Genomic DNA, 15,649 nt, shown 5'->3' on the forward strand with positions numbered 1-15,649 from the left:
GTTCATGGCGGCTCCGATTCCCAGCTCCACCGACCTGGCGCGCTACCTGGAGGCCCGCGGTGAGATGGGCAAGCCCTGGGTCTGGCACCTGCTGCGGCTCAGCAAGCTCAAGGAGGCCAAGGACACGATGGAGCCCAATGAGTACGTCGAACGGCTCGGCGAAGCCCATGCCGACCTGATGCGGCTGGGCGAGTTCTGGAAGGGGCGGGAGGCGGAGGTGTTCGGAGGCCGCTACCAGCCCTCCCAGGTCATCGAGCCCCTGCCCGGTTCCCCCGACGACCGATGAGCCCCGCCCCGACGGCCCAGCGCTATCCGATGGCGCCGCTGATCCGGTTCACCCTGCTGGCCCTCTACCTGGCCCTGGTCCTGCCCCTGCCGGTGCTGGCGCCCGAAGCCCTGCAACGGCCCCTGCTGCTGGCTGCCAGCGCCGGCCTGCTGCTGGTGGTCGCCATCACCAGTGAGCGGGTGGAGCTCGACGAACGGGAGCTGCGGGTGGGCCATCCCCCCTGGTGCTCCTGGCTGCTGCGCCGCGGCTGGCAGCTGCCCTGGGATCGCATCACCGCCCTCACCCCGGTCACCACCAGCCAGGGGGGCAGGGTCTACTACGTGCGCACTGCGGGGGAGCAGGGGGATCGCAGCGGCGCCGCCTGGCTGCTGCCCCAGCGGGTGGCCCGCTTCGAGGACTTCCTGGAGCGCTTCAGCGCCGCCACAGGCATCACCACCAAGGGCATCGGCCGGATCAGCCCTCCCTGGACATACAGGCTGCTGGCCCTGCTCTGCGGTCTCCTACTGGCGGGCGAAGCCGCAGCCCTGATCCTGCGGCCCGCCTGAACAGGTCCTACCTACCTGTCGGACCAGGGCCTAGTTTAGGCGGGAGGAGCTGCCGGGGGAGGTGACCAGCAGACCCGAGCCGGCGGCGCCAGCAGCTTCCTCGTTGAGCTCGGGCAGGGTGTCGAGGCTGAAGCGATAGCCCTGCTGGCGCATCGTTTCGATCGCGCCGCCCTCGCCGAGGCCGGCCTGTTCGAGCTTGCGGCGCAGGGTGAGCACCTGGGTGTCGACCGAGCGGGGGCCGCCGCTGAAGGGGGGCCAGGCCATGCGCAGCAGTTCCTGGCGGCTGCGCACCACCCCCGGGGGCATCAGCAGGGCGCAGAGCAGGGCGAACTCCCGCGGGCTGAGCTCCACCGGCTGGTCGCGCAGGGTGACCTGGCGCAGCAGCAGGTGCACCTCCAGGGGGCCCACGCAGACCCGTTCCTGGAGGCCGCTGCCACTGCGGCGCAGCAGGGTGCGACAGCGGGCCGCCAGCTCTTCAAGCCCGAAGGGCTTGCGCAGCACGTCATCGGCGCCGGCATCGAGCAGGGCCACCACGGGCTCCGAGCCGGAGCGGGCCGTGAGCACCATCACCTGGCAGTGCAGCTGGGCGGCGAGGCGCAGGGCCGAGGTCTCCTCGAGCAGTTCGGCGCTCACCAGCAGATCGGGGGATTGCTCCTGGCAGATCTCCAGGGCTTCGCGGGCGGTGGCGACGGCCGCGGCCAGGTGCCCATCCTGACGCAGACGCTGGGCGAGAACGGTGCGGAGGGTCGCGTGGGGGTCCACTACGAGAACTCTCCGAGGGGTTCCTCCTGGATCAGTCAGCTTGTCCTGGGCCACGGGCATCTCCTCGGCATCACGATGAAATCAGAAGCGGAAGTGCCGACAGCCGATTGAGTGTGTCAACGCTAACTGGAAATGTGCGGAGACGCCGGTGACGGGCGATGCCTTGTCAACTGTCCGCTCCCGGATGACGGTCCCGGCACGGCAGGATGGTGCCATCTGCCGGCTTTCGCCGCCACAATGACGCCAGGGGCCCGACCCCAGCCATGACAGCACTCCAACACCCCGACGCGATCCGCCACTTCCAGTCCCTGTGTGATGGCTGCCAGGCCCTGTCCGATCGTCACCACGGACCCTCCGAGCTGCGTCTGTACGCGGACGGCTACCTCCATGCCCTGCGCCGCACGGCCGTGCTGGACCACCAGTCCCAGCGCCGGCTGGAGGAGCTGATCGACCGCTGGATCCAGGACCCGTCCAGCTTCCTGGGGCCCGACGGCCAACCCCGCCTGATGATGGAGCGCAGCCGCTACTGACCAGCCGCGGCGGACCTGGCACCTGCGTCGTGGTGCGGTCGGGGCCTCAGGAGGCCAGGGCCACTTCCAGCTTCTCGCGCAGCTCGCCGCTGTTGTACATCTCGATCAGGATGTCCGAGCCGCCCAGGAACTCCCCTTTCACATACACCTGGGGGATGGTGGGCCAGTCGGAGAACTCCTTGATCCCCTGGCGGATCTCCATGTCGGAGAGCACGTCGAACGTCTCGAAAGGCACACCCAGCGACTGCAGGATCTGGACGACGTTGTTAGAGAATCCACACTGAGGCATCAATTTGTTGCCCTTCATGAAGACCACCACCGGGCTGGCGCTGATCAGGGCGTCGATGCGTTGACGGGTGCTGGCATCCATGGTCGGAATCGCGAAAGGGAACGTCAGGAGGGAAGGGAGGTCTGCAGCGCCAGGGCATGGATCGCCTCGCTGGCCAGCTCGCTGCGCAGGGCGCCGTAGACGAGCTGGTGCTGGCGCACCCGGTTGAGGCCGGCGAAGGCACCGGACACCACCCTCACCTGCAGGTGATCGCCACCCCCGGTGAGATCCTCCACCTCAACGGCGGCATCGGGGAGGGCGCGCAGGATCGCGTCCTTGACCTGGTCCGGTTGCACCATGGCGGCGGGGGTCGGGGAGATGACGGAAGGCTGGAATCTAAGGACGATCACCCACCGGCGGTCGATCCCGGCGCGGTGTAGGGGGTGATCACGAAACCCAGCTCCACCAGCTGCTGGTAGGCCTTGCGCCCGCCCTCGTTGGTGGGGGTCATGATCTTCACCACCTCCACCAGCAGGGGGATCGCCACCTCCGGCTCGTTCTGGCGGCGGAACAGGGCCGCCAGCCGCAGGTTGGACTCGGCCAGCAGCGTCAGCGCCTCCCGCCCCTTGTCGTCCATCTCGCGGGGGATGCGGGCGTCGAGACCGCGGAAGGAGCCGCTCAGGTCGCGGTAGAAGCCGAGCAGGCGGCGGCTGGCGTCACGCGCCAGGTCGTAGAGGCGCCGGCCCTCGGCCAGGTTGCCGCTGGCCACCGCCGCATCACCCCTGGCCAGGAGGGTCTTCACCGAGGAAAGGTTGAGATCGGTGCCGGCGGGCTGGACCGTCTGGGGGGTGGCCTGGGCCCGGGCCGGCGGCTGCAGGAGCGGCTGGGCGAGGGCCAGCAGGGCCAGGCAGCTGCCGCAGACCCCGGCCAGGCCCGATGGCCGGGCGGATCGAAGGGAAGAAACGGCGGAAGGCCTGATCACGTCGACGCCTGACGGGTAACGGCCGAACTTTACGGGGAGCCGATCGGGCGACCCACCACGGCGCGGGCCGCTTGCTCGGCCGACTCCATGGCGGCGGCGAGCTCGGCGCTGAAGTCCAGGGCCGCCTGGCGACCCTGACCCTCCGCCCGCAGGGGGCGGCCGAAACAGAGGGCGGCCCGGTCGCCGGGCCGGGGATCGGCGTGGCCGTAGGCGATGCCCACCGGCACCACCGGCACCTCCACCCCCTGGCTGGCGGCCAGCAGGGCGAGGCGGGCCAGTCCCTGGTGCAGGCGGATCGGGCCGTCCTCGCGGCGGATGCGGCCCTCGGGAAACACCACCAGCTGCTGTCCGCAGGCCAGCAGCTCCACGGAGAACCGCAGGCTGGCCAGGGTGGGGCGCCCCTGGTTGACGGGAAAACAGCCGAGACGGTGCAGGAACCAACCCTGCAGACCCTTCATCTCATCGGCCGTGACCATGAAGCGGCAGTCCCGGCCCGTGACCCGGCGGCCGGCCCCCCAGGGGAGCATCAGCGCGTCCCAGCGGGCCCGGTGGGTGGGGGCCAGCAGCACGGCTCCGTCGCGGGGCAGATTCTCGCGATCGAGCACCGTCAGCTCGCTGAAATAGCCCTGGAGAGCCAGATCGATGGTGACCACCATCGCCACCGGGGACAGCCAGGGGCTGATGCCGTTGCAGAGGGAACGCTCCCGCCGGCTGATCACCGGGGAAAGGCCTGGTCCGGAGGGCGTCTGCGCCGCCAACACTCTCGATCCGGCAGAACGTCGATGTCGACGCTAGGGGCTGGATCCCCCCCTTGAAGGCCGGCGGCGGGCAGTTGGGCCTGCGGCCGCTCCCCGGCGACCGATACGGTGCGACCAAGATCGCTTCAGCCACCTGCCGCCCATGGCCAGCCTCGGGGTCAACATCGACCACATCGCCAACGTGCGACAGGCCCGCCGCACCGTCGAGCCCGATCCGGTGCGCTGCGCCCTGCTGGCCGAGCTGGGCGGCGCCGACGGCATCACCGTGCACCTGCGGGAGGATCGGCGCCACATCCAGGACCGGGACGTGGAGCTGCTGCGGGCCACCGTCCGCACCCGGCTGAACCTGGAGATGGCCGCCACCGCCGAGATGGAGGCGATCGCCCTGCGGGTCCGGCCCGACATGGTGACCCTGGTGCCGGAACGCCGGGAGGAGGTGACCACCGAAGGGGGCCTGGACGTGGCCGGACAGGTGGAGAGCCTCGCGCCCCTGACGGGGCGCCTGATGGAGGCGGGCATCGGCGTCAGCCTGTTCGTCGATCCCGACGACGCCCAGCTGGAGGCCTGCCGCCACTGCGGCGCCCGCTGGGTGGAACTGCACACCGGCGCCTATGCCGAGGCCGCCTGGGGGGAGCAGCCGTTCCAGCTGGCCAGGATCACCGAAGCCACCGCCATCGCCCGGGGGCTCGGCCTGCGGGTCAATGCCGGCCATGGCCTCACGTATCACAACGTCGAACCGATCGCCGCGATCGAGGGGATGGAGGAACTGAACATCGGCCACACGATCGTGGCCCGCGCCCTGGTGGTCGGTCTCCAGGAGGCGGTGCGCCAGATGCGGGCGCTGGTGCAGAATCCCCGCCGCGACCCGCTGTTCGGCGACCGCCAGCCCTGAGGCCCCTCCCGCCATGACCCGCTACCACTTCGTCGCCGCCAGCCGTGCCTTCCTGCTTGAGGAGGAACCCCTGGAAGAGGTGCTGCGCGAGCGCCGGCGCAACTACGCCGAGAAGGACAAGGCCATCGACTTCTGGCTCCTGGAGCGCCCCGCCTTCCTGGAGGCTCCCGAGCTGGCCGCCGGCCTGGCCGCCGTGCCGAGGCCGGCGGCGGCGGTGGTATCCACCGACGAGAAGTTCATCACCTTCATGAAGCTGCGGCTGGAGTTCGTGGCCGTGGGCAGCTTCGAGGCCCCCAGCGCCACGATTCCCGACCCGCTGGCCACCCTGAGCTGACCCTGGGGCGGCGGCGGGGGCGGGCGCCGGAGCGGCAGTTCAGAACAGGCCCAGGAAACGGCGCCGGGGCGCGTCGGGACCATCCTCCTGGTCCGATGCCGCCGGACGGGGTTTGCCCTGGCCGCCGTCCTGCTGGTAGCGCGGCTTGCTGTCGCCGATGGTGAGGGGGGCTTCCTTGTTCTTCCACCAGATCCAGTCCCGGATCGGCGGCGTGTTCTGCAGTTCCCAGCGGGTCAGACCCAGCCCCAGCCGCGAAGAGGCATCGAGAAGCACGTCCAGCATCTGCTCGCCGTCACTGCAGCGGGCCAGGGCCTCGTTGGTGCGCTTCGCCCCGTCGAGGGCCTTCACCAGGGCGTTGACGCGCTGGGTGACCGGCAGATTCTTCAGGTCCATCGCCCGTTGCCTCCAGGGTGCACCGAGGGCGCACCGTATCAGCGCTGGAGGCCCGCCGGCGCCGGCGGGGGTGACAGAAGCCCACTCCAGAGGCAACACTTGGGGGGAAGCATCCTTCTTGATGACGTTCCCGGACCGGCGTCCACCCCATCACCGCCCACCCCAGCACTGGGTCATCGGTGATGTGCATGGATGCGCGGACGCTCTGCAACGCCTTCTGGTCCAGTTGCCGGCCGGCGACCGTCTGGTGTTCTGCGGCGATGTGATCAACCGCGGCTCCCGCATCGAGGAGTCCATGGAACTGGTCTGGGACCTGGTGCGTCGCCAGAGGGCGGTGTGGCTCAAGGGCAACCATGAGCGGGACCTGGTGCGTCAGCTCGACACGGGCCTGGCGCCCGGCCGTCCCGACCTGAACGGCAACGACACCTACCGCCAGCTGGGGGCGGCCCGCTGCCGCCTCTGGCGCGACCGCCTCGACCAGCTGCCCCTCGCCTACTGGGGTCAGGGCTGGGTGGCCACCCATGCCGGCTTCGATCCCCGCACCTGGCAACCCGACCTCAACGTGAGGCTGGCCTTCTGGCAGGCCTACGACAACCGCTTCGGTGAGGTGATCGTCGGCCACACCCCCGGGCCCGGCCTGCGGCGAGTCGGCTCGATCGTCCTGCTCGACACCGGTGCCTGTTACGGCGGCGACCTCACCGCCTACTGCCCCGAAACGCGAGAGACACGCCAGGTCAGCAACCTGGCCGCGGCGGGCAACACGGTGGCCGCCCCGTCCCCCGGCCCGGCGCTGAGCCGCGCCCTCTGAGCCCGCCCCTTTGCTGACGGTCTTTCGCAGCAACCGGGCCGAGTTCCTGGCTCGCCTGCTGGCCACCCAGCTCCGCCTGTACCCGCCCGATCCGTTCGAGCAGGTCCAGGTGGTGGTCAACACCTGGCCCACCAGCCGCTGGCTCGGCGAGCAGCTGGCCGAGCACCTCGGCGGCATCGCCGCCAACCTGCGTTTTCCCTTCCCGGGCAGCCACCTGCGCCAGCTGGTCGACCAGCTGCTGACCCCCGCCGGGGAGGTTCCCGCGGCCGGAGGCGTCGATCCCTGGCGTGCCGACCGCCTTGTCTGGCCCCTGCTGGGCCTGCTGCCGGCGGTCGCCGCCGCAGCGGAAGGGGAGCCGCTGCGCCGCTGGCTTGCGGACAGGGGGGCGGGTGCCCAGCTGGAACTGGGCCACTGGCAACTGGGGCGGGCGATCGCCGATGCCTTCGATGACTACGCCCTGTACCGGCCCGAGCTGCTGCGGGCCTGGGAGGGCGGCCAGGCTGTGGATGGCCACGGCCGGCCGCTGTCCGACAGCCAGTGCTGGCAGCCCCTGCTCTACCGCGCCCTGCGGGCGGAGCTGGGCGCCGAACCGTTCGGACGCCGGGTGCAGGAGCTGATCGCCGGGCTGCGCCGCGGCGGCCCATGCCCCGAAGCGGGCGGCCCCCCCCTGCGACTCTTCGGCCTGAGCAGCATGGCGCCGATCCAGGTGCAGCTCCTGCAGGCCCTCAGCCGGCACCGGAATGTGGACCTCTACCTGCTGACGCCGTGCCGCAATCTCTGGCAGCGCTGCGGCGAGCGCCGCCGGGAACTCAGCGACGCCCTGGCCCTGCGCCAGCCGCTCGACGCCGCCTGGCTGCTGGAGGCCCCTGGCCTGGAGGCCCGCTTCGGCCGCCTGGGGGGAGAGTTCCAGCAACTGCTGGAGGGCACCGGCGAGGCCCAGCTGGGGGAGGAGCAGGAACGGGACCTCTTTTTCTGGCCCGCCAGCGGCCATGCACCGGCCCCCCTGCTGGCCCAGCTGCAGGAGCAGCTGGCCGATCCGGACAGGATCCCTTCGCTGGCCATGGATCCGGAGGACCACTCCCTGGAGTTCCACGCCTGTCCCGGCCGGCTGCGCCAGGTGCAGATCGTGCGCGACCGACTGCTGCAGCTCCTGGCGGCCGACCCCGGCCTTGAACCGCGGGACATCCTGGTGATGACGCCCGACATCGACGGATTCGCCCCCCTGGTGGCTTCGGTGTTCGGCGATGGCCACGCCACGGACGTGGAACTCCCCTGGCGCCTCACCGACCGCAGCCAGCAGGACGGGGCGGGGATGGGCAGCACCCTGCTGCTGCTCCTGGAGCTGGCCGGCACCCGGCTGACCGCCACCGGCCTGGAGACCCTGCTGGGCTGCCGGACCCTGCTGGAGCGGTTCGGCCTCGAGCTGGCCGAGGCGACCCGCCTGGTGGAGGCGCTGCAGGAGGCGGGCTTCCGTTGGGGCCTGGACGGCCAGGAGAAGGACCCGCCCTGCCACAGCCTGGGCTGGACGATCGACCGGCTGCTGCTCGGCCTGGTGCTGCCCGCCGATGCGGGCCTGGCGCCCGGGGAGACCGCCCCCTGGGAGGGGGGGGTGCCCCTGGAGCTGGCCGGCCGCTGGCTGCACCTGCTGGGGCGGCTGCGCCACTGGCTGGCGGAGCTGCGCCGGGGCGGCACCGTGGGTGTCTGGGCAGAGCGGCTGCGACGGCTGATCGATGACCTCTTCGGGGACACCGACGACGATGCCGGCGAGCGGCCCGAGCTGATGGGGGCCATCGACGCCTGGCAGACGGCCGCCGGTCCCTGCGCCCTGTCCCTGGAGGCGCCGGTGGCGGCGGCCGCGCTGCGGGAGCTGCTCGGGGCCGAGAGCGGCCGTTTCGGCCACCGCAGCGGCGCCCTCACCATCAGCGCCCTTGAACCGATGCGGGCCATTCCCTACCGGGTGATCGTGCTGATGGGGCTGGATGCGGGCCTGTTTCCCCGGCCCGGCGACCGGCCCGCCTTCCACCTGATGGAGGGCCAGCGCCAGCTCGGCGATCCCCACCCCGCCGACCAGGACCGCTACGTGCTGATGGAGGCCCTGCTCTCCGCCCGGGACCATCTGCTGCTGAGCTGGAGCTGCCGCGACGACCGCACCGGCGCCGCCCTGCCCCCCTCCGGACCGGTGGGCCAATGGCTGCAGTGGCTGGCCGGCCAGCTGGATGCGGAGGCCATGGGGCAGCTGCTGGTGGAGCACGCCGCCAACCCCCTCGACCGGCGCAACTTCCTGCCCGCCCGCGGGCGGGAGCCCCCCAGCTGCGACCGGCGGCTGCTGGAGGCGGTGCGCCGCCTGGCCGGCGATCGGCCGACACCGCCACCGGCGCTGCTGGCCGGAGCGACCCCTCGGGAGGCTCCCCCCGCCGGCGAGAGCGAGGCCTACGCCGACCTGCGGGACTGGCTGGTGGCACCCCAGACGCACTGGCTGCGGTCCCTGGGCCTGCGGCCCGGGGAGTGGGAGAAGCGGGTGGACGACCTCGAGGCCCTGGCCCTGGGGGAGAGGGAGCGCTCGTCCCTGCTGCGGGCGACCCTCAGCGAGGCGGACACCGGCGGGGAGGCCCCCCTTGAGGCGGCCGACTGGCTCGACCGGCACCGGGGCCAGGGCCTGTTGCCGCCAGGGGCAGCGGGCGCCATGGAGGCGGAGCTCCTGCAGCGCCGCTGGACGGGCCTGGTGAACGCCCTGGAGGCCCTCGGCCCGCCCCGGCGCTCCAGCCACCACTGGGGCCCCTGGCAGGCCGCGGTCCCCTGGCGGGGCGAGGCCGTCGTGCTGGCGCACACGGCCCAGGCCCGGGTCAGCCACCGGCTGGAGCTCTGGCTGCAGCTCCTGCTGGCCAGCGCCGCCGGTCCCGCCCCGCGCCGGGGGGTGCTGATCGCCCGGGACGGCGATGGCTACGTGCCGGTGATGGAGCTCACGGCACCGGACCCGGAGGCGGCACGGGATGAGCTGGAGCGTCTGGCCGGCCTGCAGCGCCAGTGGCGCAGCAGGGGATGGCCGGTGCCGCCGGAGACGGGCTGGAGCCACGTGACAGGCGAGCGCAGGAAACCCGGCCAGGGACCGGCCCGGGCCGCCGGCACCTGGGAGGGGTCCGGCTTCCGCGCCGGCGAGCGGGATCGGGCCGAGATGGAGGCCTGCTTCGGCGCCGGCCTGCCGGCGGACGATCTGCTGACCCCGGAAGTCCTGGCCCTGGCGAGCGACCTCTTCTCACCCCTGCTGGCGGCGGAGGTGGAGCGATGACCGTCTCCGGGGACGGCCCCTGCGGGCCCGAGCGCTTCGAGGCCAACGACGTCAGCCTCGATGACGGCATCGTGCTGCTGGAGGCCAGCGCCGGCACCGGCAAGACCTTCGCCCTGGCCCATCTGGTGCTGCGGCTCCTGGCCGAGAAGCGGCTCGGCCTGCGCGAGCTGCTGGTGGTGACCTACACCAACGCCGCGGCGGCGGAGCTGCGCGATCGCATCGGCCGCCGGCTCCAGCAGGCCCTCACCGGCCTCCAGCCCCCAGACGGCTGGGCGGCGCCCGATCCGGTGCTGGCCGAATGGCTGGAGCGCCAGCCGGAGGAGACCGGCGCCCGCGCCACCGTGCAGGGCCTGCTGCTGCTGGCCCTCGAGGAGCTCGACGCCGCCGACATCACCACCATCCACGGCTTCTGCCAGCGCACCCTGCGGCGCCACGCCATGGAGGCCGCCCGCCCCCCTGAGCTGACGCTGGAGACCGACGCCGCCGACCTGGTGCGCCAGATCGCCCACGACTACTGGCAGCAGCAGGTGCTGACCCTTCCCCTGCATCTGGTCGAGGGGCTGGCGGAGGGCATCGGCCTGGGGGATCTGGAGCGGCTGCTGCTGCAGCTCGATGGCGACCCTGGCCTGGCCCTCGATCCCCTGCCGGCGGGCCTGGGCCTGGAGCGGCCGCTGGCGGAGCAGCTGGCGGCGCTGTGGGACGAGCCCTGGGCACGGTTCCGGCAGGCCTGGTCGGACGGGGGCCGCGACCTGGAGCAGGCCTTCCGCGCCGCCGCTGCGGAATGGCGGGCCACCGGTGCCAGCGCCACCACGCCCTATGCCGTCAGGCCCAGAAGCGATCGCTGCGAGCTGGTCGACGCCTGGCTCGTCCAGCAGCCCGAAGGCGGCAGCTACGCCGCCCTGATGGCCCAGAAGGAACTGGGGTCCTATTTCCACCCCGAGCCCTTCTGCCGGGCGGCGCGGAAGGCGGAAGGGGCGGAGCGGGAGATCCGGCTGCCCGGCCATGGGCTCCTGGAGGCGGTGGCCGCCCTGCGGGAAGGCCCGGCGGAGGCGGTGCTGCTGCATGGCTGCCACTGGGGGCGGGCGGAGCTGGCCCGACGCCGGGCCCGCAGCGGCAGCATCGGCTTCGCCCAGCTGCTGGAGGGACTCGACCCCGGCCCGGACGCCACTGCCCCTACCCCCCTGCTGCGGGCGGTGGGACAGCGTTACAGGGCCGCTCTGATCGATGAGTTCCAGGACACGGACCCGGTCCAGTGGCGGATCCTGCGGCTGGCCTTCCCCGGCGACGTCCACCTGCTGGTGATGGTGGGGGATCCGAAGCAGGCCATCTACCGCTTCCGCGGCGGTGACCTGGACACCTACCGGCTGGCCCGCCGCAGCGCGGCGCGGGTGCTGGCGCTGCAGGAGAACCGCCGCTCGACTCCGGCGCTGATCGGGAGCCTCAACGGCCTGATGGCACCGGCTGGCCTGCCCCGCTCCGGCCTGCCGGTGCCGGCGGTGCTGGCCCGTTCGCGGCGAAGCGGACCCGACGGCATGGCGCCGGTGCGCCTGCTCTGGCTGGGGGGCGATCGGGGGGCGGGCGATTCCCTGCCGAGCCGGGGTGGGCTGGAGGACCGCCTGCCCGCCCTGGTGGCCGACGCCGTCCTGGAGCTGCTGGAGCAGGCCCCCGCCCTGGCGGTGGGCGACGGGCGGCCACCCGGCCCCCTGCGTGCCGGCGACATCGCCCTGCTGGTCCACAACCACCGCCAGGCGGAGGAACTGCGCAGCGCCCTGGAGCGGCGCCAGATCGCCAGCCGACTGGTGAGCAAGGCCGACGTGTTCGCCAGCCCGGCCGCCACCGCCCTGCAGCGGCTGCTCGATGCCCTGGCCGATCCCGCCGATCCCGGCCGTCTGCGGCTGCTGGCCGCCTCCCCCCTGCTCGGCTGGTCGGCGCGGCGGATCGCCGAAGCCGCTCCGGCCGAGTGGAGCGAACTGGCCGGCCGGCTCCAGGCCCTGGCCCGGGACCTGCCCCATCAGGGACCGCTCGGGGTGCTGTCGCGGCTGGTGGACGGCGAGGGGCTGGCCCGGCTGAGCGTCAGCGGCCGGCTGCTGGCCGACCTGCAGCAGGTGGCCGAACTGCTCCAGGAGCGACTGCACGTCGAACGGCTCTCCCTGGCGGCCGCCGCCGACTGGCTGCGGCGCCTGCGTCTCGACCAGACCCGGGCCAGCGGCACCATCCCGGAGTCGCACCAGGCCCACAGCGACAAGGCCGACGAGGCGGTGACGGTGATCACGGTGCACCGCAGCAAGGGACTGGAGTTCCCCGTGGTGATCTGTCCCTACCTGTGGCAGGCGGCCGGCACACCCCCCGCCGGCGGCCACCGGGTGGGCCTCCGCTGGCATCCGCCCGGCGGCGCCGGCGCCCACCTCGACCTCCACCTCCGTCCTGCCTGGGGACGGGGATGGCCGGCGCTCCGCCAGCACCGGGATGCGGAACGGGCCGAGCGGGAGCGGCTGGCCTACGTGGCCGTCACCCGGGCCCAGCACCTGCTGCTGCTCGCCTGGGGGCCGGCGAAGGGCCAGCAGGCCAACCCCCTGTACCCCTGGCTCTTCCCAGGCGACCCCCTGCCCGACCCCGAGGACGATGCCCCCATCAGCGGGCGCAGCGACGGGGACTGGCTCCTGCGGCTGGAGGAGGAGATCGGGCGTCGGGCCCTGGGGCTCGAGCTGCACCAGGTCGCCGCGGAGCCGGGCTCCCCGCGGACGCTGGCGCCGGCACCGGCGGCGGTCGATGCCCTGCGCTGCGGGCCCGTGCCCCGGCGCACGCTGGACACGAGCTGGAGCCGCAGCAGCTACACCGGCTGGACCCGCTCCGCCCACGGCGCCGGCGTCTCGGAGGCGACCCTCGACCAGGGCCGCGACACCAGCGATCCCAGCCCCGAAGGCGAGGCTCCGGAAGGAGCCGACGCGGCCCTGTGGCCAGAGCAGGGTCCCCTGGCCGGCTTCGCCCGCGGCCCGGGGGCCGGGGACTGTCTGCACCGGATGCTGGAGCAGCTGGACTACCGGGTTCCCACCGACACGCCCGCCAGCCAGGAGCTGGTGGAGCGGGAGCTGCGCCGGGGCGGGCTGGAGGCGGAAGACCTGGAGCCGCTGCTGCGGGGCCTGGAGCAGGTGCGCCTCACCCCCTTCGGCGGCGGGCTGGGCTCCCTGCGGGTGGCCGATCTCGGGCCTGAGCGACGGCTCAACGAACTCAGCTTCGACCTGACCCTCGGCTTCGTCAGGGCGGCGCAGCTGGCGGCGGCCTTCGCGGACCATCCCGGTGGCGCCTTCGGTGCCGCCTACGCCGCCACCGTGGGCAGCCTGCCGGTGGCCAGCCGCGGCTTCCTCACCGGCTCGATCGACCTGATCTTCACCGCCATGGATGCCGATGGCCAGGAGCGCTGGTGGGTGGCCGACTGGAAGAGCAACTGGCTGGGCCGGCGGGACGGCGAGGGCAGACCCCTGGCCTGCGGCCCCCGGCACTACGGCCGGGAGGCGATGGCCGCCCTGATGGCCCAGAGTCACTACCCCCTCCAGGCCCACCTCTACCTGGTGGCCCTGCACCGCTACCTGGCCTGGCGCCTGCCCGGCTACGACCCTGAGCGCCATCTGGGGGGGTACGCCTACGTCTTCCTGCGCGGAGCACCCGGAGCAGCGGGGGCGCAGGCCCCAGGCGGAGCCGTGCCGGGCATGTTCGTGGAGCGCCCGCCCCTGGGCAGGCTCCTGGCCCTCAACGGGGCCCTGGGCGGCCAGGCCGCGACCGGCGCCGGCGAGGGGGCGCCATGAGGGACCCCTTCCTCCCCACCCCCCAGCCCTGGGTGGCAGCCCTGGCCCTCGGCCTGGCCGAAGCCCTGCCCCGCCTGCACGGCACCCCCGCCGATCCCCTGGTCGGCGAGCTGATCGCCGCCCTCACCGCGGCCCTGGCCCGGGGTGAGCTGGAGCTGGACCTGCGGGGTCCGAGACCGGCGGAGGTCAGCGAAGGACCCTGGCCGGAGGGGCACCGCCGGGCCCTGGCGGCCAGTCCGCTCTGCAGCGATCCGGACGGTCCCCTGGCCCTGGATGAGGATCGGCTGCAGTGGCGCCGCTGGCAGCGGCAGCGGCGGGCGGTGATCGAGGCCCTGATCGCCCGCGCCGGGGCCGTCGAACCGGGCGGCGTCGGCGAGGGGCCTGGCTCGCCGGCCCCCGACGCTGCGGAGCCCGACGCTGCGGCTTCCGGCGCCCCCCGGAGCCTCGATACCCGGCAGCGGCAGGCGGTGGCGGCGGTGCTTCGCCACGGACTGGTGCTGCTGGAGGGGGGGCCCGGCACTGGCAAGACCAGCACGGTGGCGGCGATGATCGCGGCCCAGCGGGCAAGCCAGCCCGACGCCCGCGTCCATCTGGCGGCGCCCACCGGCAAGGCGGCGGGCCGGCTGCGGACCGCCACCGGCGGCACCCTTCCCTGCACGACCCTGCACCGGCTGCTGGAGAGCCGCGGCGACCGTTTCGGCCGCCACCGCGGCCGGCCCCTCGACCTCGATCTGCTGGTGGTGGATGAGGTCTCGATGGTGGATCTGGGTCTGATGGGGGCCCTGCTGGAGGCCCTGCCCAGCACCTGTCGGCTGGTGCTGGTGGGCGACCCGGCCCAGCTGCCGCCGATCGCCCCCGGGGCCGTGCTGGAGGACCTGCAGCGGCCCGAACACCGCCACCGGCTGGGCGACGCCGCCATCACCCTGACCACCACCTACCGCAACGCCGGGGCCATCGCCGCCGTGGCCGCCGCCCTGCGCCAGGGGCTGGGGGGCGCCGCCGGCCCGCAGGATCCGGATCCGATCGCCGCCATCCGCCCGCTGCTGCAGGCCCTGGAAAGCACCGACAACCTCCAGTGGCGCCCCTGCTCCCCCCGGACCCTGCCGGCGGAGCTGCTGGAGCGGCTGCGCCGCCACCAGGCCGAGCTGGCCCGGCTGGCGGGGCGCTGCCGGCCGGGCTCCGAGCAGGGATGCCGGGCGCTGCTGGCCGAACGGGACCGCCTGCTGGTGATGGCGCCCCAGCGCCAGGGCCGCTGGGGTCTGGAGGCGATCCACCGCACCCTGCTGGGGGGCCGTCGGGACGGCGATCTTCAGGATCTGCCCCCGGGCACCCCCGTCCTCTGCCGCCGCAACCTGCCGGAACTGGACCTGGCCAACGGCGATGTGGGCGTGCTCGTGGGCGGCCCCGGGCCCTCGGCACGCCTGCTGTTCGGGGACGGGGAGGGGGAGCCGCTCTGGATCCACCCCGGCCAGCTGGGCGCCGCCGCCGAGCCGGCCCTGGCCCTGACGGTCCACAAGGCCCAGGGCAGCGAAGCCGAGGAGGTGATCGTGCTGCTGCCCAGCGGCGCCGCCCGCGACGGGCGGCTGCTCTACACCGCCCTGACCCGGGCGCGTCAGGGGGCCCTGCTGCTCAGCGCCGGGGAGGACGGGCCCGCGGCAGGGGAGGAGCCGTAAGGCTTCTTCATTCATCGCCACAGCCGGCAATGTGTCTACGAAAAGTGAACCGCACGGAGACAGCTCCGACCCCCGTTCCATACTTCGTCCATCGGCGCGGTTCCCCCGGGCCGAACTCACCGGAGCCCCCTGCTCCAATAGTCTCCACCTCTGGGATCTCTCCCTTTTCGGGAGCCCCTTGATTCCTCGAGTCCCCCCTTGAGGAATACCCTCCTGCATCGTCACGAAGGTGCGAACCGGCCCCACCGGATCAACCCTTTCAGGTGCCCCGAGGTCGACAGGGACAACCCCATGGATTCCCTGGCCCCAGGTGGTTCCGGTCAGTCTTT

The 15,649-nt window shown here is 73.2% G+C and carries 15 protein-coding genes; 9 read left to right on the top strand and 6 right to left on the bottom strand.

Annotated features, from left to right (window positions below; genetic code table 11):
- Positions 1-4 precede the first annotated feature (4 nt).
- Together H6G99_RS03060 and H6G99_RS03065 are read left to right on the top strand one after the other, a co-directional pair.
- Positions 5-286, top strand: coding sequence for a hypothetical protein (locus tag H6G99_RS03060; protein WP_190609736.1), 282 nt, complete (start codon positions 5-7; stop codon positions 284-286).
- Entirely contained in the window at positions 283-831 is a 549-nt protein-coding gene (locus H6G99_RS03065) for a hypothetical protein (protein WP_190609737.1), read from the top strand. The genes H6G99_RS03060 and H6G99_RS03065 overlap by 4 nt, the downstream gene beginning before the upstream one ends.
- Positions 832-861: 30 nt before the next feature.
- On the opposite strand, the gene H6G99_RS03070 is transcribed toward H6G99_RS03065, so the two are convergent.
- Positions 862-1,653, bottom strand: coding sequence for a response regulator transcription factor (locus H6G99_RS03070; RefSeq protein WP_190609739.1), 792 nt, complete (start codon positions 1,651-1,653; stop codon positions 862-864).
- A 203-nt stretch (positions 1,654-1,856) separates the two neighbouring features.
- Here H6G99_RS03070 and H6G99_RS03075 point away from each other — a divergent pair, with 203 nt between their 5' ends.
- Complete coding sequence (locus H6G99_RS03075) at positions 1,857-2,123, top strand: DUF6761 family protein (RefSeq protein WP_190609740.1); 267 nt, start codon at positions 1,857-1,859, stop codon at positions 2,121-2,123.
- A 46-nt stretch (positions 2,124-2,169) separates the two neighbouring features.
- Here H6G99_RS03075 and grxD read toward each other — a convergent pair whose 3' ends face one another.
- The 4 genes from grxD to H6G99_RS03095 are packed head-to-tail and all read right to left on the bottom strand — an operon-like array spanning position 2,170 to position 4,131.
- Positions 2,170-2,493 carry a Grx4 family monothiol glutaredoxin gene (gene grxD / locus H6G99_RS03080; RefSeq protein ID WP_094584148.1) on the bottom strand — a complete coding sequence of 108 codons (324 nt, stop codon included), beginning with the start codon at positions 2,491-2,493 and terminating at the stop codon, positions 2,170-2,172.
- A 23-nt stretch (positions 2,494-2,516) separates the two neighbouring features.
- Positions 2,517-2,750: a BolA family protein gene (locus H6G99_RS03085; protein ID WP_094584147.1), complete on the bottom strand. Its 234-nt coding sequence runs from the start codon at positions 2,748-2,750 to the stop codon at positions 2,517-2,519.
- Positions 2,751-2,797: 47 nt separating this feature from the next.
- Positions 2,798-3,373 carry a hypothetical protein gene (locus H6G99_RS03090; RefSeq protein WP_190609742.1) on the bottom strand — a complete coding sequence of 192 codons (576 nt, stop codon included), beginning with the start codon at positions 3,371-3,373 and terminating at the stop codon, positions 2,798-2,800.
- A 29-nt stretch (positions 3,374-3,402) separates the two neighbouring features.
- A complete protein-coding gene (locus tag H6G99_RS03095) occupies positions 3,403-4,131 on the bottom strand; it encodes a lysophospholipid acyltransferase family protein (protein ID WP_199296905.1) in 729 nt (242 codons plus the stop codon).
- Between the two features lie 142 nt (positions 4,132-4,273).
- Here H6G99_RS03095 and H6G99_RS03100 point away from each other — a divergent pair, with 142 nt between their 5' ends.
- The gene (locus H6G99_RS03100) at positions 4,274-5,023 is read left to right on the top strand and encodes a pyridoxine 5'-phosphate synthase (RefSeq protein WP_094584144.1); all 750 of its coding nucleotides are present in this window, start codon (positions 4,274-4,276) and stop codon (positions 5,021-5,023) included.
- A 13-nt stretch (positions 5,024-5,036) separates the two neighbouring features.
- Positions 5,037-5,357, top strand: coding sequence for an MgPME-cyclase complex family protein (locus H6G99_RS03105; RefSeq protein ID WP_190609743.1), 321 nt, complete (start codon positions 5,037-5,039; stop codon positions 5,355-5,357).
- Positions 5,358-5,396: 39 nt separating this feature from the next.
- Here H6G99_RS03105 and H6G99_RS03110 read toward each other — a convergent pair whose 3' ends face one another.
- Entirely contained in the window at positions 5,397-5,750 is a 354-nt protein-coding gene (locus H6G99_RS03110; protein ID WP_190609744.1) for a hypothetical protein, read from the bottom strand.
- Between the two features lie 121 nt (positions 5,751-5,871).
- On the opposite strand from H6G99_RS03110, the gene H6G99_RS03115 reads away from it, so the two are divergent.
- Genes H6G99_RS03115 through H6G99_RS03130 form a run of 4 tightly spaced genes read left to right on the top strand, consistent with a single transcriptional unit; the run spans position 5,872 to position 15,320 of the window.
- Positions 5,872-6,558 carry a metallophosphoesterase gene (locus H6G99_RS03115; protein WP_094584141.1) on the top strand — a complete coding sequence of 229 codons (687 nt, stop codon included), beginning with the start codon at positions 5,872-5,874 and terminating at the stop codon, positions 6,556-6,558.
- A gap of 10 nt (positions 6,559-6,568) precedes the next feature.
- On the top strand, positions 6,569-9,844 hold the full coding sequence (locus H6G99_RS03120) for an exodeoxyribonuclease V subunit gamma (protein WP_190609746.1): 3,276 nt from the start codon (positions 6,569-6,571) through the stop codon (positions 9,842-9,844).
- The gene (locus H6G99_RS03125; RefSeq protein ID WP_190609748.1) at positions 9,841-13,647 is read left to right on the top strand and encodes a UvrD-helicase domain-containing protein; all 3,807 of its coding nucleotides are present in this window, start codon (positions 9,841-9,843) and stop codon (positions 13,645-13,647) included. The genes H6G99_RS03120 and H6G99_RS03125 overlap by 4 nt, the downstream gene beginning before the upstream one ends.
- The gene (locus tag H6G99_RS03130; protein WP_190609749.1) at positions 13,644-15,320 is read left to right on the top strand and encodes an ATP-dependent DNA helicase; all 1,677 of its coding nucleotides are present in this window, start codon (positions 13,644-13,646) and stop codon (positions 15,318-15,320) included. The genes H6G99_RS03125 and H6G99_RS03130 overlap by 4 nt, the downstream gene beginning before the upstream one ends.
- Positions 15,321-15,649: the final 329 nt, after the last annotated feature.

The sequence above is a fragment of the Synechococcus sp. FACHB-909 genome, assembly GCF_014698945.1.
Classification (GTDB): Bacteria; Cyanobacteriota; Cyanobacteriia; order PCC-6307; family Cyanobiaceae; genus Cyanobium.